The sequence below is a fragment of the Streptomyces atriruber genome (genome assembly GCF_001418325.1).
Lineage (GTDB): Bacteria > Actinomycetota > Actinomycetes > Streptomycetales > Streptomycetaceae > Streptomyces > Streptomyces atriruber.
The window spans coordinates 80,936-93,930 of sequence record NZ_LIPN01000164.1; the positions used below are offsets into that span (position 1 = coordinate 80,936).

Here is a 12,995-nt window from a genome sequence, read left to right on the forward strand (position 1 = left end):
AGGTGGTCCTCTCTGTGTGGACGGGGTGCGGGTGCCGGATGCCGGAAACTCAGCGGGCCGCGAGGGTACGGCGCAGGAAGCCGAGGCCATCGGTGGCGAGCGCGTCCTGGCTGCGGGCCAGGGGCCGCCAGACGGAGGCGGCGACCGCGATGGCGTCGTTGTGGGCCGTGAACGACTCGATGCACAGGGCGCCCCGGTACTCCGCCGCACGCAGCGCGGACAGGAAGCCGGGCCAGTCGAGGTGGTCGGCGCCGGGTGCGCCGCGGTCGTTGGCGCACACCTGGACGTGCGCGATGCGCCCGGCCGCCGCGCGCACGGCCTCGGGCAGGGAGTGCTCCTCGATGTTCTGGTGGTACGTGTCCAGGGCGATGCCGATCGCGTCCTCGGGCAGGCCTGCCAGGGCGTCGAGGGTCTGGGCGACGGTGTTGAGCAGGCTCGTCTCGTAGCGGTTGAGCGGCTCGACGGCGATGCGGACTCCGGCGCGGGTGGCGTAGGCGACGACCGGGGCGATGTTGGCCCGCCATTCCTCGTACGCCGCCGTGCGCACGTTCCGGTCCATGCGCCAGGTGCGGCCGACCGGCGCGTACACGGGTCCCGCGACGACGGGGGCGCCCACCGCGTGGGCCGCGTCGACGCAGCGGCGGAGGTAGTCCTGGGTGGTGCGGGCCGTGATCGGGTCGGCGCGGACGAGGTTGCGTCCGTCGGACATGACCGCGACGACGGCGGCCGGGGCGACTCCCGTGGCGTCGAGGACCTTTCCGACGGCCGCCGGGTTCCAGTCGTCGGGGCTCTCCAGCGGGAGCTCCGCGCAGTCGAAGCCCCAGTCGGCGAGCCGGGGCAGGGTCTCGGTGAGGGCCTCGGTGGTCACGGGCGAGTGCCAGATCCACGGGTTGGCACCCAACTGCCATTCGTTCGCGCTCGGTCGGGGTCTCTCCGCCGCCGTCACTTCTTGCCTCCCCAGTTCTCGGGGAAGCCGGGCAGTTTCTGGCAGCCGCACATGGCGTAGTGCAGCGGCGGCATGCCGTCCCGCAGGTACGCGTCGAGGTTGTCCTGGGTGACGGTCGGCTGCGGCAGCTTCCACTCCTTGGGCACCGGCTTGCCGTCGAGGACGCGAAGGGCCGCGATGACGGGCGTGCGCCACTGGAAGGTCGGGTAGGTGGGGGCGATCGCGGTGAGCTTCTTCTCCTTCCAGGCCTCCAGGAAGTCCTGCTGGTCCTCGCCGGTGATGGGCGGCACGTCGACGCCCGCGTCCTCGAAGGCCTCGACGGCGGCGACCGCGGTGGCGCCGGAGTCCATCCACAAGCCGTCGATGGAGCCGTGCCGGGCGATGGCGTCGGCGACGACCGACTTCGTCTTGGCCGGGTCGCCGTCGGTGAACTTCACTTCGGCGACGTCGAGTTCACTCTTGTCGAAGGCGAGCTTCGCCGCCGACCAGCGGGTCTCCAGGACGTCGACGCCGGGCGAGATCCGCAGGGCGAGGATCTTGCCCTTGGGCTCGACCTTGTCGACGAGGAAGTCGGCGGCGACCGCGCCGTAGCCGTACCCGCCGATCGGGTTGACGAAGGTGACCGCGCAGTCCGTCTCCACGCCGCGGTCGAAGACGACGACGGGCAGCTTGTCGCAGGCCTCCTTGACGGCGGGCGTCAGGGTGGCGGTGGTGTTCGGGGAGACGATGAGGGCGTCACAGTCCTTGTTCCCCGCGAGTTCCTGGATGTCGGAGATCTGCTTGTCGTCCTTGCCCTGCGCGTCCAGGACGGTGAAGTCGGATATCTCCTTGTGCAGCTCGACCTCGGCCTTCATGTTCTTCAGGCCGACCTGCCGCCAGGGGTTGAACACCCCCGCGTTGGAGAAGCAGAGGTGGACGCCGCCCGAGCCCTTCTTCGCGTACTGGGCGGTGCTGGTCATCTGCGGTTCGAGCATCTGCTCCCAGGGTTTGCCCGCCGGGCCTTTCGGGGTCTCCCGAGCGAGCGTCAACTGCTTCTTGTACTCGGCCCGTTCGAAGAACTTCGACGGTTTGTCGCCGCCCGATTCCGTGCTCCCGCCCGCCGCGGCGGGCGCGTCGGCCGGGAGGTCGCTGGAGCACGAGGCGAGCAGGGCGCCCGTCAGCAGGACGGCGGCCGACGCGAGGGTGCGTCTGCGGTTCATGAGGGTGTCCCTCCCGAGGAGTGAGTACGACGACGGCGCAGCCGGGACCAGTCGGCGGCCCCGATGCCGACGGCGGCGATGACGATGACGCCCTGGACGGTGGACTCCAGGGCGCCGGACACGCCCCGCAGGTTGAGCAGCGTGAACAGGGCCTGCAGGGAGAAGGCGCCGGCCATCGCGGCGACGACGCTGCCCCGGCCGCCGCCGAGCACGACGCCGCCGAGGACCACGGCGGTGATCGCCTCGAACTCGTATCCCCGCCCCGCCTGTGCGGAGACGCCGGAGAAGCCGCCGACCAGGATGGCGGCGAGCGCGGCGGCCATACCCGAGAGGACGAAGGCGATGACACGGGCCCGGTGGACGCGCACCCCCGAGAGGGCGGCGGCGCGTTCGCTGTCGCCGGTGGCGATGAGGGTCCGGCCGAAGTCGGAGCGCATGAGGAGGACCGCCAGCGCTCCCGCGGCCAGACAGGCGAGGACGGCCCAGGGCAGCCAGCCCATGGCGGTGCCGCGCCCCAGCTGGCGGAAGTCCTGCGGGAGTTGGCCGTGCGGCGAGCCGCCCGTCCAGTAGAAGACGGCGCCTTCGAGGATCAGCATCATGCCGAGCGTGGTGATGAACGACGGGACGCGCAGCCGGGTGGTGATCAGACCGTTCACCAGCCCGGCCAGTGCTCCCGCCAGCAGCAGTCCGGCCGCCATGAGCACCCAGGGCGCGTCCGGGTACGAGCCGTAGACCTCGGCCGCCGCGACGACCCCGGCGGTCACGATCGCACCCACGGACAGGTCGAATTCGCCGCAGACGATGACCAGGTACTGCCCGGCGGCGAGGATCACCAGGGGCGCGGCGCGCTTGACGAAGGCGAGGAAGCGGTCGGGTTCGTAGAAGCCGATGTCGGTGATCGCCAGGAGGACGAGGAGCGCCGCGAGGAGCGCGTAGACCGGCGCGCCGGTGCCCAGGGAGCGGACCACGCGCTTGTACGCCGGGTTCGTTGCCGTGGCCGTGGTCATGCGGGCCTCCTGCCGCCGCGCCGGGCGTAGAGGGCGACGGCGGCGATGATGACGACGCCGCGGACGACGTTCTTGAAGAACGGGTCGACGCCGAGCTGGTTGAAGACGGAGTCCAGGACGGCCAGCACCAGCACGCCGCCGAGCGTGCCGACCACTCCCCCGCGGCCGCCCGCGAGCGCCGTGCCGCCGAGGACGACGGCGGCGATCGACTCCAGGTCGTAGCGGGCCTCCGTACCGGCCCAGGGGGCGCCCGCGCCGAGCCGCGAGGCGAGGAACAAGGCGGCGGCGCCCACGCACAGCGAGCACAGGACGTGCGCGGCGATGACGGTGCGCCGGGTGCGGACGCCGGAGAGGCGTGCCGCGTGTTCGTCGCCCCCGGTGGCGTACAGGTGGTGGCCGAAGCGGGTGCGGCGGGTGATCACCCAGAGCGCGGCGGCGACGGCGAGGAGCAGGAAGAGGGAGACCGGGACGGGGCCGACGCGGTCGTAGCCGAGGTGCTGGAAGGAGGCGGTGACCTTGCCGGCCGGTCCCGTGTAGTTGTCCTCGATCCAGCCGCGCAGGATGAACGCGGTGCCGAGGGTGGCGATGAAGGCGTTGACCTTGAGTCCGGTGACGATAAGGCCGTTGGCGAGGCCGACGGCCGCCGAGAGGGCGAGCACGGCGAGGACGGCGGGGACGACGCCGCCGTCCTCCATGGTGGTGGCGGCGACGAGCGTGCCGAGGCTGATGAGGTAGGCCACGGACAGGTCGAGGGAGCCGGTCAGGATGACGGCGGTCTGGCCGACGGCGACGAGGCCGAGGGCGACGCAGTTCTGCAGGATGCCGACGACGTTGGAGAGGGTGAGGAAGTCCCCGCCGCGGGCGGCGACGACGATCCAGCCGAGTGCGGTGACGACGACGGCGGCGAGCCAGACTCCGACGGCCGGGTCGGTGAGGCGGCTGCGGCGGCGTGGCGCGCTCGGCCTCACGGTGGGCGGCGGCGCGACGGCGGTGCCGGTCATGCGGCTCCTTCCTCTGCGGTGCTGCCGGGCGCCGGTGGTGCGGGGTCCGGCGCCGAGCGCGCTTCGGGGTGTCCGGTGGCGAGGTGCATGACGTCCTCCTCGGCCGCGCCCGGCGGAAGTTCGCCGGCGATCCGGCCCTCGGACATGACGAGGATCCGGTCGCTCATGCCGATGAGTTCGGGCAGCTCGGAGGAGACGATGAGGACGGCGAGGCCCTCGCGGGCCAGGTCGCGGACGAGGGTGTGGATGGCGGCCTTGGCGCCCACGTCGACACCGCGGGTCGGCTCGTCGAAGAGCAGCACGCGTGGCCGTGCGGCGAGCCATTTGGCGATGACGACCTTCTGCTGGTTGCCGCCGGAGAGGTACTGCGTCTGCTGGTCCTCGCCGCGTGCGTGCAGCCGGACCCGTTCCAGGAGCGCGGTCAGCTCGCGCGCCGCGGACGGCCGGTCCCTGGCGGGGACCGCGCGGGTGACGAGGAGGGCGTTGTCGCGCACGGACTGCCGCAGGGCGAGGCCCTCGGCCTTGCGGTCCTCGGTCACCAGGGCGATGCCGGCGCGGATGGCCTGGCGCGGGGAGGCGGGGCGCAGCTCGGTGCCGTCCACGGTCATGGTGCCCGCGGTGAAGGGCGAGGCCCCGAACAGGGCGCGGGCCAAGGAGGTGCGGCCGGAGCCCTGCAGGCCCGCGATGCCGGTGACCTCGCCCGCGCGCAGGGTCAGGTCGATGCCCGTCAGGCGGCCGTTGGCGCCGCCGCGCACGCTCAGGCGGACGTCGCCGACGTCGTCGGGGCGGGCGCGGGGCGGGTAGTACGCGCTCAGCTCCCGGCCCACCATGGCGCGGACGACCTGATCGGTGTCCGTCCGCGCGGTGGGCACGGTCGTCACGTGGCGGCCGTCCTTGAGGACCGTGATGCGCCGCGACAGGTCGAAGACCTCGCGCAGGCGGTGCGAGATGTACAGGATGCCGAGTCCTCGGTCCGCGAGGCGGCGTACGAGCGTGTGCAGGAGGCCCGCCTCGTGGTCGGCGAGGGGCGCGGTCGGCTCGTCCATGACCAGCACGCGCACGTCGGAGGCGAGTGCCTTGACGATCTCGACGGTCTGCTGGCGGGCGACGGACAGCTCGCGGACGTACGTGCGCGGGGTGATGCCCGACACCCCGACCTCGTCGAGGAGGGCGGCCGTGCGGGTCTCCATCGTGCGGCGGTCGACGAGGCCGCGGCGGGTGGGCTCGCGGCCCAGGAAGACGTTCTCGGCGACGGTCCGGTGTTCCAGGAGCGCGAATTCCTGGTGGATGATGCCGATCCCGGCGGCCTGTGCCTGCGCGGGATGCGTGAAGGCGTGTTCCGTGCCGTCGAGCGTGATCGTGCCTTCGTCCGGGACGTGTTCCCCGGCGAGGATCTTCATCAGGGTCGACTTTCCCGCCCCGTTCTCGCCGACGAGCGCGTGCACTTCGCCCGCGGCCAGGTCGAGTGAGACCCCGTGCAGCACACGCACCCCGAGAAAGCTCTTGGAGACGCCGTGCATCGTCAGCATCGTGCGATTCACCTGGCTTGCCTGCATCGCCTGCACCCTCGGCTCCTTCGGCAGCGGTCTGCAGAGCAATGTGATGAGCGCGCTTTGACCTGTCAAGGGCTCAAGCACGTTTGTTTATAAGGTATTTGACGGTGACTTAGGTCGGGTATCGAACAGCATCGGCCTTGTGAGCAGCGAAAGTCGTCCCTAGGGTGGCGGCATGTCTGGAGCGCCGGATCATCTCCCCGCAGCCGTGCCGTCCTCGCCCGGCGAGGTGCTCGCCCTGTTGCGCACCGGGGCCGCGGAGACGCGAGCGGACATCGCCCGTCTGACGGGGCTCGCACGGTCGACGGTCTCGCAGCGCGTGGACGCGTTGATCGCGCACGGCTTCCTCGCGGAGGAGGCCGACGGCGGCTCGACGGGCGGCCGGCCGCCGCGCAGGCTCCGGCTGCGCACCCGCGAGCACGCGGTGGCCGGTGTGGACCTGGGCGCCTCGCACTGCCGGGTCGCGCTCATGGACATCGGCGGCGAGACGCTGGCGCTGCGCGAGGACCCCCTGTCCATCGCGGACGGGCCGCAGGCGGTTCTCGGTCACGTGGAGCGCACACTGCGGGCGCTGCTCGAGGAGTCGGGGCGTGACGCGGGAGGACTCCAGTCGATCGGCGTCGGCGTGCCGGGTCCCGTCGAGTTCTCCACGGGCCGCCCGGTGGATCCGCCGATCATGCCGGGCTGGCACCAGTTCCCCATCCCCGAGTTCTTCGCGGACCGCTTCGGGGCGCGCGCCCTCGTCGACAACGACGTGAACGTGATGGCGCTGGCCGAGCAGCGCCGCGCCTTTCCGGACACCCGCTACCTGCTCTACATCAAGGTGGGCACGGGCATCGGCTGCGGCATCGTCGCCGACAGCCGGCTGCACCGGGGTGCGCAGGGCAGCGCGGGCGACATCGGGCACATCCGGGTCGGCGACACCGAGGATCCGTGCCGGTGCGGCAACACGGGCTGCCTGGAAGCGGTCGCGGGCGGCGCGGCGCTGGCCCGCAGGCTTTCGGCGCTCGGCCTGGAGGCGACGTCGGGCAGCGATGTCGTACGTCTGGTCAAGTCCGGCAACCGCGACGCCGTGCGCATGGTGCGCGAGGCGGGGCGGTCGGTCGGCGAGGTGCTCGCGGGGCTGGTGAACTTCTTCAACCCGGACACGGTGGTCGTCGGCGGGGCGCTCGCCGCCGTCCACGACCAACTCCTCGCGGGCGTACGGGAGGCGGTGTACCGCCGCTCGCACCCGCTGGCCACCCATGTGCTGCGGATCGAGCCGAGCCGCACCGGGGAGAACGCGGCGGCGATCGGCGCCGGGATCCTCGCCGTCGAGCACGCGCTGTCGCCGCGCCAGGTGGACCGCGTCCTGTCGGGCGCCATCCGCTGACACACCCGCATCACCCGTGACGGCACGATCCGGAAGCGCGGGCGGCAGTATCGGCCAACACCACCAACTCCTACTTACCGCAGGGGACGTGCGACCGTAGCGTCTGGGTATGTCCGCAACCGACGCAGAGCAGATCGACCGGGCCAATTCCTCCGGCCGCACACCGGCCGTGTTCGTACACGGCCTGTGGATGCTGGCCAGCAGCTGGGACCACTGGCTTCCCCATTTCGAGGCCGCGGGGTTCGCTCCGGTCGCCCTGCGGTGGCCCGGCGAAGCGGCGACGACGACCGAGGCCAGGCAGCGGCCCGAGATGATCGCGGGCAGGACCGTCGGGCAGGTCGCCGACCATCTGGCGGGCCTCATCGGCACGTTGGACCGCAAACCCGTGGTGATCGGGCACTCCGTCGGCGGGCTGCTCACTCAGATCCTCGCGGGACGCGGCCTCTCGGCCGCCTCGGTGGCGATCGATCCGGCCCCGTTCCGCGGCGTTCTCGCGATGCCCCTGTCGACGGTGCGTTCGCTGATCCCGATGATCGCCAACCCCAGCAACCGCAAGCGCGCCAAGCCCCTGACGTTCGGGCAGTTCCGCTACGCCTACGCCAACGCCGTCAGCGAGGAAGAGGCCCGCTCCATCTACGACCGGTACGCCGTGCCAGCGCCGTGCGCCCCTCCCATGCAGGCGGCGCTCGCCAACTTCAACCCCCGCACGGAGGTCAAGGCGGACTGCCGCAATCCGCAGCGCGGCCCCCTGCTGATCGTCTCCGGCGGCCAGGACAACGCCATTCCCTGGGCGCTCGCCAGCGGGGCGTACAAGCGGCAGAAGCGCAACACATGCGTCACGGAGATCGTCGAGCTCCACGGACGGGACCACGCGCTGACGCTCGACAGCAGGTGGCAGGAGGTCGCCGACGTCGCGCTGGCGTTCGTGCGGCGGTTCGTCTGACCGTGCACGAACGATTTCACGGGTGGCCCGGTGGCCGCCGGATGTCGCGCAGCTCCAGCACCACCGGAGGCGGGAGAGAGCCGGGGCGCTCCACCTGGAAGGCCCGGAAGAAGTAGGCCGGCATGCGCCGGGAGGCCGCGAGGGCAACTTCTCTCGGCTGTCCGGCGAGGCCGCTGGCGGCCAGGAGCAGCAGGGTGATGTCGACGGGGTGTCAACGATCAAGAGGCACCCACCCGCGCCGCCAACTGCCCCTGGGCGCTACGCGTTTGCGAACGGATCGCCCGAGACGCCCGCGAGCCGGATGAGCCCCGGACCGGACGCGTCGGCGACCACGACGTACACGGTGTACGTCCATCCACGGCGCGTCGCGTACTCCCCTGCCCAGGCGAGGAGTTCGTCGGCGTCGACCTCCGCCAGGACCTCGTACTCGTAGGAGCTCTTGGCCGGTACGTCCCAGAAGTGGACGCGGAAGGTGGCGTGGTCCTGTTCCCAGGCCGTGTCGCGTGGATCGATCAGGCGGATGTGCATGTGGGCAGCGTAGGTGAGTGCCTTCGGCCGGGGGTCGGGATCCGGTGTGTTCCACTTCACCCCGTACAGGACGGTGGCCCGGAACAACAGACAATGGTGCGTCGTTCTTCAAGGTGTGGCTGCGGAGGGGACAGTGTCCCCGGGCCTCACCTATAGCCCATGGGGAAGATCGTTCGGCTGAAGCCCCATGGAGCCTTTCGCCGAGAGGCGACCGCCCTCCGCTGACCACACCAAACGGCCCCGGCTGGTCTCCCCCGTCCAGTCGGGGCTCTTTCTTGCCTGGTCACACGCCCGGCCAAAGGACATGCGTCAAGGGCGCAGGCCGACGTCGAGCAGACGGACCAGCTCGCCGACCCGGCCGCCGCCGCCCGGGGCCGCCGGAAAGCGTCCGAGTACGTCGGCGACCGCCGGTGTCGCGTGACACGCCGCCCGCTCGACCCGCTCGGCCCCGACGGTCCGGTCGTCACCGGCCACGAGCTCGGCCGCCCGCGCCGCATGGGCGGCCGCGCCCAGAATGTGCTTGACCTGGGTGGCCTTGGCCAGCGGATGCAGATAGGCGGCGCCCGCCGCGGCCATCGCTGCCCGCGCCGCCTCGCGCCCGGCCTCGGTGTCCGCGTCCTTGGCAGCCTTCAGGGCCGCCCACGCCGTGTCGCGCAGGGCCTTCCCCCGCTCGCCGCCCCGCGCGAACTCCCATGCCGCGCCGATCGCCTCCCGCGGCCGCGCGTCGTCCGGCCGACCGGCCTCGAACACCGCGAGCACCTCCTCCGCGCACGCCGCGGCGAACGCCGTGACCTCGCGGAGGTCCTGCTTGCTCAGCACGATCTCGGCCGTCGCGGTTGCCTGCCCCGCCTCGCTCGTCTCTCCTGCCATGCCTCTATCTTCGCTGGCTCCGCGCGTCTCTCAACGGCCGGTGGATCCGTCGATCTGTTCGCGCAGGATGTCGGCGTGGCCTGCGTGGCGGCCGGTCTCCTCGATCATGTGCACCAGAACCCATCGCATCGACGGCACCGGCCCTCGGCGCGGCGCGCGCGGAGCGGGCAAGGTCAGATCCGGGCAGGCGTCGATGACCTGGTTCGCCCGCTCGACGGTCTTCCGGTAGTCGGCACGCACGCTGTCGACCGAGTCCTCCGGGCACGGCCTCATGGTCGCCTGCCACTCGCCGGGCTCCTCACCGAGGAAGTAGAAGCGCTCGACGTACGCGAGGTGCTTGAGGAGCCCGAGCAGGCTCGTGCCCGAGGGGACTCCGGCCGTGCGGACCTGCGGTTCCGGCGCGCCCGCGACCTTGTCCGCGATCGAACTCCGCAGCTGGTCGAGGATGCCCAGCAGGGTGGCCTTCTCCTCGGTGTCGGTGTCGGTGTCGGTGTCGGCGGCCCTCGGAGGCCTGGTGTTCTTCCGCATCGGGTCACTCCGTTCCGGTAGTGGGCCGGAGCAGGTCGGCGGTGGACTGGATGAGCAGGACGTTGTCCACGACCGTGGCGGTCTCACCACCAGGGCCGGTGGCCCGGCGGCGGGCCATCTCCGCGCGCAGGACGGGCCAGCGCGCCGGGTCGAGACCGAGATCGGCGGCGACCTCTTCCGGGGTCGGGAAGTGACGGGCGGGGTCCTGGTTCCAGGACCAGGGCGCGGTGGAGCCGTGGTCGACGATCAGCAGGAGGCCGCCGGGGCGCAGGGAGCGTGCGGCCGCGCGCAGGACATGGGTGCGGAGCAGCGGGAACGGGGTGTGGAAGTACTGGGCGGAGACCAGGTCGAACCGGCCCGCAGGGAGGCCTCCGGCCAGATCGTGCTGTGCGGCGGTGACCCGATCCACAACACCGAGATGCCGTGCACGCTCCCGCAGCCGCTCGACGGCCGTGACGGAGATGTCCACGGCGGTGACGTGCCAGCCCTGCTGGGCGAGCCAGACGGCATCGCCTCCGGCGCCGCAGCCCAGGTCCAGGGCGGTACCCGGGAGCAGCGGCGTGGCGGTCTCGGCGAGCAGCGGATTGACGCGGGTGCCCCAGTCGCGGTGAGTTCGGTAGTGCCGCTCCCAGAACTGTTCCGCGCTCTCGACCGCAGCGGTGTTTTCGGTGGAATCCATTGACGGTGTCCCTTGGTCGCCGGTGATGTACCGACAGCTTCGGCAGCGCCGTTTCGCCCCTGCAATGAAAATTGCAGATCCGCACAATCCGGCTTGCTCTCGAAGGCCCACTGTCAGTGGTGGCTGGGAGGCTGGGTCTCATGGACAGCGACGATGAGCAGCTGCTGCGCGGACGGGTGTACGGCCAGGATCACGAACGTCCGGGCCCGCGCCCCGGACAGTCCTACGCCGAGCTGGTGGGCGGCCCGCTGGACGGGCTGCTGCTCGACATCACCGGCTGGACGCGCGAGGAGGCAGACGCGGGCATCGCCCTCCCGACCGAGCTGGGGCAGTTCGGTGCCGGTGGCCGGTCGACGTACCGCCCGCGGCCGGGCGGCGAGCCCCGCTTCGAGTGGACCGGCGACATTCGATGACCGGACACGGGGCCACCAGGCCCGCACGCCCGCCCGGAAAAGCACAGGAAGAGCGGCAGGTGCCGCTGTTAGCATGATTTTCATGGCACGAGGTATCTGGTCGCAGAAGGTCCGCTCCGCCCGCTGACGGCGGCGCCCTTCTCCCACTGAATCAGCGCTCGCCGTCCCGGTTCCCGCCGGGCGGCCGCTCGTCGCTGCCCGGCTCCCTGCGAGCTGCGGAGCACCCCGTGAACCCCACCCCCCTTCCCGAAACCGCGCCCCTGTCCCTGCCCGTGCCCGAGCCCGTCGAGGCGGGCGGCAGCGCACACGTCCGTGCCGAGGGCGTCACCGTCACCCTCGGGGCCAGGCGCGTCCTCGACGACGTCTCGGTCACCGTCTCCGCCCGGTCGCGGATCGCCGTCGTCGGCGAGAACGGCCGGGGCAAGACGACCCTGCTGCACGTCCTCGCCGGGCTGATCGCTCCAGACGAGGGCGCCGTGCACCGGGTCGGCACGATCGGCCTGGCCCGCCAGGAACTGTCCGCGCGGGACGGCGAGACCGTCGGCACCCTGACGTCCGAGGCCCTTTCGGCATCGCTCACGGCGCTCGCCGCGCTGGACGAGGCGACCCGCGCCATGGCCGACGGCGACCCCGCCGCCGACGACCGCTACGCCGTGGCGCTCGACGCCGCCACCGGACTCGACGCATGGGACGCCGAACGCCGTGTCGACGTAGCCCTGGAAGCCCTCGGTGCCTGCACGGACCGGGACCGTCCGCTGTCGGCCCTGTCGGTCGGGCAGCGCTACCGGGTACGGCTGGCGTGCCTGCTCGGCGCGCGGCACGACGTCCTGCTGCTCGACGAGCCGACCAACCACCTGGACGCCGCCGGTCTCGGCTTCCTGACCCGCAGACTGCGCGAGCACGACGGCGGCCTCGCCCTCGTCAGCCACGACCGGGCGCTGCTGCGCGACGTCGCGGACCGGTTCCTCGACCTCGACCCGACGCGCGACGGGAAGACCCGCCTGTACGCGGGCGGTTACGACGCCTGGGAGGCCGCCCGGCGCCGCGAGCGTGAGCGCTGGGAGCAGGACCACGAGGAGCAGCAGGAGGAGCACCGGCGGCTGCAGGACGCGGCGGCGAAGGCCCGCGACCGGCTCTCGACTGGGTGGCGTCCGGACAAGGGAACCGGCAAGCATCAGCGTCAGTCCCGGGCCCCCGGTGTCGTACAGGCGCTGAAGCGGCAGCAGGGCGCCCTGGAGGCGCACCGGATCGACGTACCGGAGCCGCCTCCCGTGTTCCACGGGCCGGACCTGGGCGTCCGCCGGGGCGCGCCGCAGCTGCGGGCGCACGGTGTCGCGGTCGACGGCCGCCTCGCCGGTCCCGTCGACCTCACGCTCGACGGCGGCGACCGGCTGCTCGTCACGGGACCGAACGGCGCCGGGAAGTCCACGCTGCTCTCGGTGCTGGCGGGGTCGCTCGCGCCCACGGACGGATACGTCGCCACCGCCGAGGGGGCCCGGGTCGCCCGGGTGACCCAGGAGACCGCGGCGCAGGATCCAGGGCTCACGGCCAGTGAGGTGCACGCCCTGCACGTGGGGCGGCTGGTCGCCCGAGGGGTGCTGCGCGACGCCGACGTCGTCCCGCTCGGCTCGCTCGGCCTGCTGGACCGGGATGCCTTGCGCACGCCGGTCGGGCGGATGTCGCAGGGGCAGCAGCGGCGCCTCGACCTGGCGTTGGCACTGTCCGGACGGCCGGGCACGATCCTGCTCGACGAACCGACCAACCACCTGTCGGCCACGCTCGTCGACGAGTTGACCGAGGCGCTCCGCTCCACGAGTGCCGCTGTCGTGGTCGCGACCCACGACCGGCAGCTGCTGCGGGACCTCGCTCACTGGCCGCGTCTGCGGATCGGGAACTCCGGCCACAGCGATGGGTGAGGGGGCGGTAACCAAGAGGTTCCCCGGTCACCAAAAAGTG

13 protein-coding genes are annotated in these 12,995 nt (G+C 72.2%); 4 read left to right on the forward strand and 9 right to left on the reverse strand.

Annotated features, from left to right (window positions below):
- Positions 1 to 49: 49 nt before the first annotated feature.
- Genes AOK03_RS18380 through AOK03_RS18400 form a run of 5 tightly spaced genes read right to left on the reverse strand, consistent with a single transcriptional unit; the run spans position 50 to position 5,682 of the window.
- On the reverse strand, positions 50 to 946 hold the full coding sequence (locus AOK03_RS18380; RefSeq protein WP_244177653.1) for a sugar phosphate isomerase/epimerase family protein: 897 nt from the start codon (positions 944 to 946) through the stop codon (positions 50 to 52).
- Positions 943 to 2,145 carry an ABC transporter substrate-binding protein gene (locus tag AOK03_RS18385; protein WP_055566370.1) on the reverse strand — a complete coding sequence of 401 codons (1,203 nt, stop codon included), beginning with the start codon at positions 2,143 to 2,145 and terminating at the stop codon, positions 943 to 945. The genes AOK03_RS18380 and AOK03_RS18385 overlap by 4 nt, the downstream gene beginning before the upstream one ends.
- Positions 2,142 to 3,152, reverse strand: coding sequence for an ABC transporter permease (locus AOK03_RS18390; RefSeq protein WP_055566371.1), 1,011 nt, complete (start codon positions 3,150 to 3,152; stop codon positions 2,142 to 2,144). The genes AOK03_RS18385 and AOK03_RS18390 overlap by 4 nt, the downstream gene beginning before the upstream one ends.
- Entirely contained in the window at positions 3,149 to 4,153 is a 1,005-nt protein-coding gene (locus AOK03_RS18395; protein WP_055566372.1) for an ABC transporter permease, read from the reverse strand. The genes AOK03_RS18390 and AOK03_RS18395 overlap by 4 nt, the downstream gene beginning before the upstream one ends.
- On the reverse strand, positions 4,150 to 5,682 hold the full coding sequence (locus tag AOK03_RS18400; RefSeq protein WP_055566426.1) for a sugar ABC transporter ATP-binding protein: 1,533 nt from the start codon (positions 5,680 to 5,682) through the stop codon (positions 4,150 to 4,152). The genes AOK03_RS18395 and AOK03_RS18400 overlap by 4 nt, the downstream gene beginning before the upstream one ends.
- A gap of 199 nt (positions 5,683 to 5,881) precedes the next feature.
- On the opposite strand from AOK03_RS18400, the gene AOK03_RS18405 reads away from it, so the two are divergent.
- Entirely contained in the window at positions 5,882 to 7,078 is a 1,197-nt protein-coding gene (locus AOK03_RS18405; RefSeq protein WP_055566373.1) for an ROK family transcriptional regulator, read from the forward strand.
- 109 nt (positions 7,079 to 7,187) lie between these two features.
- Positions 7,188 to 8,021 carry an alpha/beta hydrolase gene (locus AOK03_RS18410; protein ID WP_055566374.1) on the forward strand — a complete coding sequence of 278 codons (834 nt, stop codon included), beginning with the start codon at positions 7,188 to 7,190 and terminating at the stop codon, positions 8,019 to 8,021.
- Positions 8,022 to 8,279: 258 nt separating this feature from the next.
- Here AOK03_RS18410 and AOK03_RS18415 read toward each other — a convergent pair whose 3' ends face one another.
- The 4 genes from AOK03_RS18415 to AOK03_RS18430 all read right to left on the reverse strand — a co-directional run bounded on the left by AOK03_RS18415 (position 8,280) and on the right by AOK03_RS18430 (position 10,626).
- Positions 8,280 to 8,549 carry a hypothetical protein gene (locus AOK03_RS18415; RefSeq protein WP_157868993.1) on the reverse strand — a complete coding sequence of 90 codons (270 nt, stop codon included), beginning with the start codon at positions 8,547 to 8,549 and terminating at the stop codon, positions 8,280 to 8,282.
- A gap of 309 nt (positions 8,550 to 8,858) precedes the next feature.
- Positions 8,859 to 9,419: a putative immunity protein gene (locus AOK03_RS18420; protein ID WP_055566376.1), complete on the reverse strand. Its 561-nt coding sequence runs from the start codon at positions 9,417 to 9,419 to the stop codon at positions 8,859 to 8,861.
- 30 nt (positions 9,420 to 9,449) lie between these two features.
- Positions 9,450 to 9,947, reverse strand: a complete 498-nt coding sequence (locus tag AOK03_RS18425; protein WP_055566377.1) for a DinB family protein — start codon at positions 9,945 to 9,947, stop codon at positions 9,450 to 9,452.
- Between the two features lie 4 nt (positions 9,948 to 9,951).
- On the reverse strand, positions 9,952 to 10,626 hold the full coding sequence (locus AOK03_RS18430; RefSeq protein WP_055566378.1) for a class I SAM-dependent methyltransferase: 675 nt from the start codon (positions 10,624 to 10,626) through the stop codon (positions 9,952 to 9,954).
- Between the two features lie 140 nt (positions 10,627 to 10,766).
- On the opposite strand from AOK03_RS18430, the gene AOK03_RS18435 reads away from it, so the two are divergent.
- The gene (locus AOK03_RS18435) at positions 10,767 to 11,039 is read left to right on the forward strand and encodes a hypothetical protein (RefSeq protein WP_055566379.1); all 273 of its coding nucleotides are present in this window, start codon (positions 10,767 to 10,769) and stop codon (positions 11,037 to 11,039) included.
- Positions 11,040 to 11,266: 227 nt separating this feature from the next.
- A complete protein-coding gene (locus AOK03_RS18440) occupies positions 11,267 to 12,955 on the forward strand; it encodes an ABC-F family ATP-binding cassette domain-containing protein (protein WP_055566380.1) in 1,689 nt (562 codons plus the stop codon).
- Positions 12,956 to 12,995 lie beyond the last annotated feature (40 nt).

What these genes read in the sequence shown, in the direction of transcription:
- AOK03_RS18410 (WP_055566374.1), top strand. Translation starts at nt 7,188, where the DNA reads ATGTCCGCAACCGACGCAGAGCAGATCGACCGGGCCAATTCCTCCGGC.
- AOK03_RS18420 (WP_055566376.1), bottom strand. Translation starts at nt 9,419, where the DNA reads ATGGCAGGAGAGACGAGCGAGGCGGGGCAGGCAACCGCGACGGCCGAG.
- AOK03_RS18425 (WP_055566377.1), bottom strand. Translation starts at nt 9,947, where the DNA reads ATGCGGAAGAACACCAGGCCTCCGAGGGCCGCCGACACCGACACCGAC.
- AOK03_RS18415 (WP_157868993.1), bottom strand. Translation starts at nt 8,549, where the DNA reads ATGCACATCCGCCTGATCGATCCACGCGACACGGCCTGGGAACAGGAC.
- AOK03_RS18385 (WP_055566370.1), bottom strand. Translation starts at nt 2,145, where the DNA reads ATGAACCGCAGACGCACCCTCGCGTCGGCCGCCGTCCTGCTGACGGGC.
- AOK03_RS18430 (WP_055566378.1), bottom strand. Translation starts at nt 10,626, where the DNA reads ATGGATTCCACCGAAAACACCGCTGCGGTCGAGAGCGCGGAACAGTTC.
- AOK03_RS18395 (WP_055566372.1), bottom strand. Translation starts at nt 4,153, where the DNA reads ATGACCGGCACCGCCGTCGCGCCGCCGCCCACCGTGAGGCCGAGCGCG.
- AOK03_RS18435 (WP_055566379.1), top strand. Translation starts at nt 10,767, where the DNA reads ATGGACAGCGACGATGAGCAGCTGCTGCGCGGACGGGTGTACGGCCAG.
- AOK03_RS18390 (WP_055566371.1), bottom strand. Translation starts at nt 3,152, where the DNA reads ATGACCACGGCCACGGCAACGAACCCGGCGTACAAGCGCGTGGTCCGC.
- AOK03_RS18400 (WP_055566426.1), bottom strand. Translation starts at nt 5,682, where the DNA reads ATGCTGACGATGCACGGCGTCTCCAAGAGCTTTCTCGGGGTGCGTGTG.
- AOK03_RS18405 (WP_055566373.1), top strand. Translation starts at nt 5,882, where the DNA reads ATGTCTGGAGCGCCGGATCATCTCCCCGCAGCCGTGCCGTCCTCGCCC.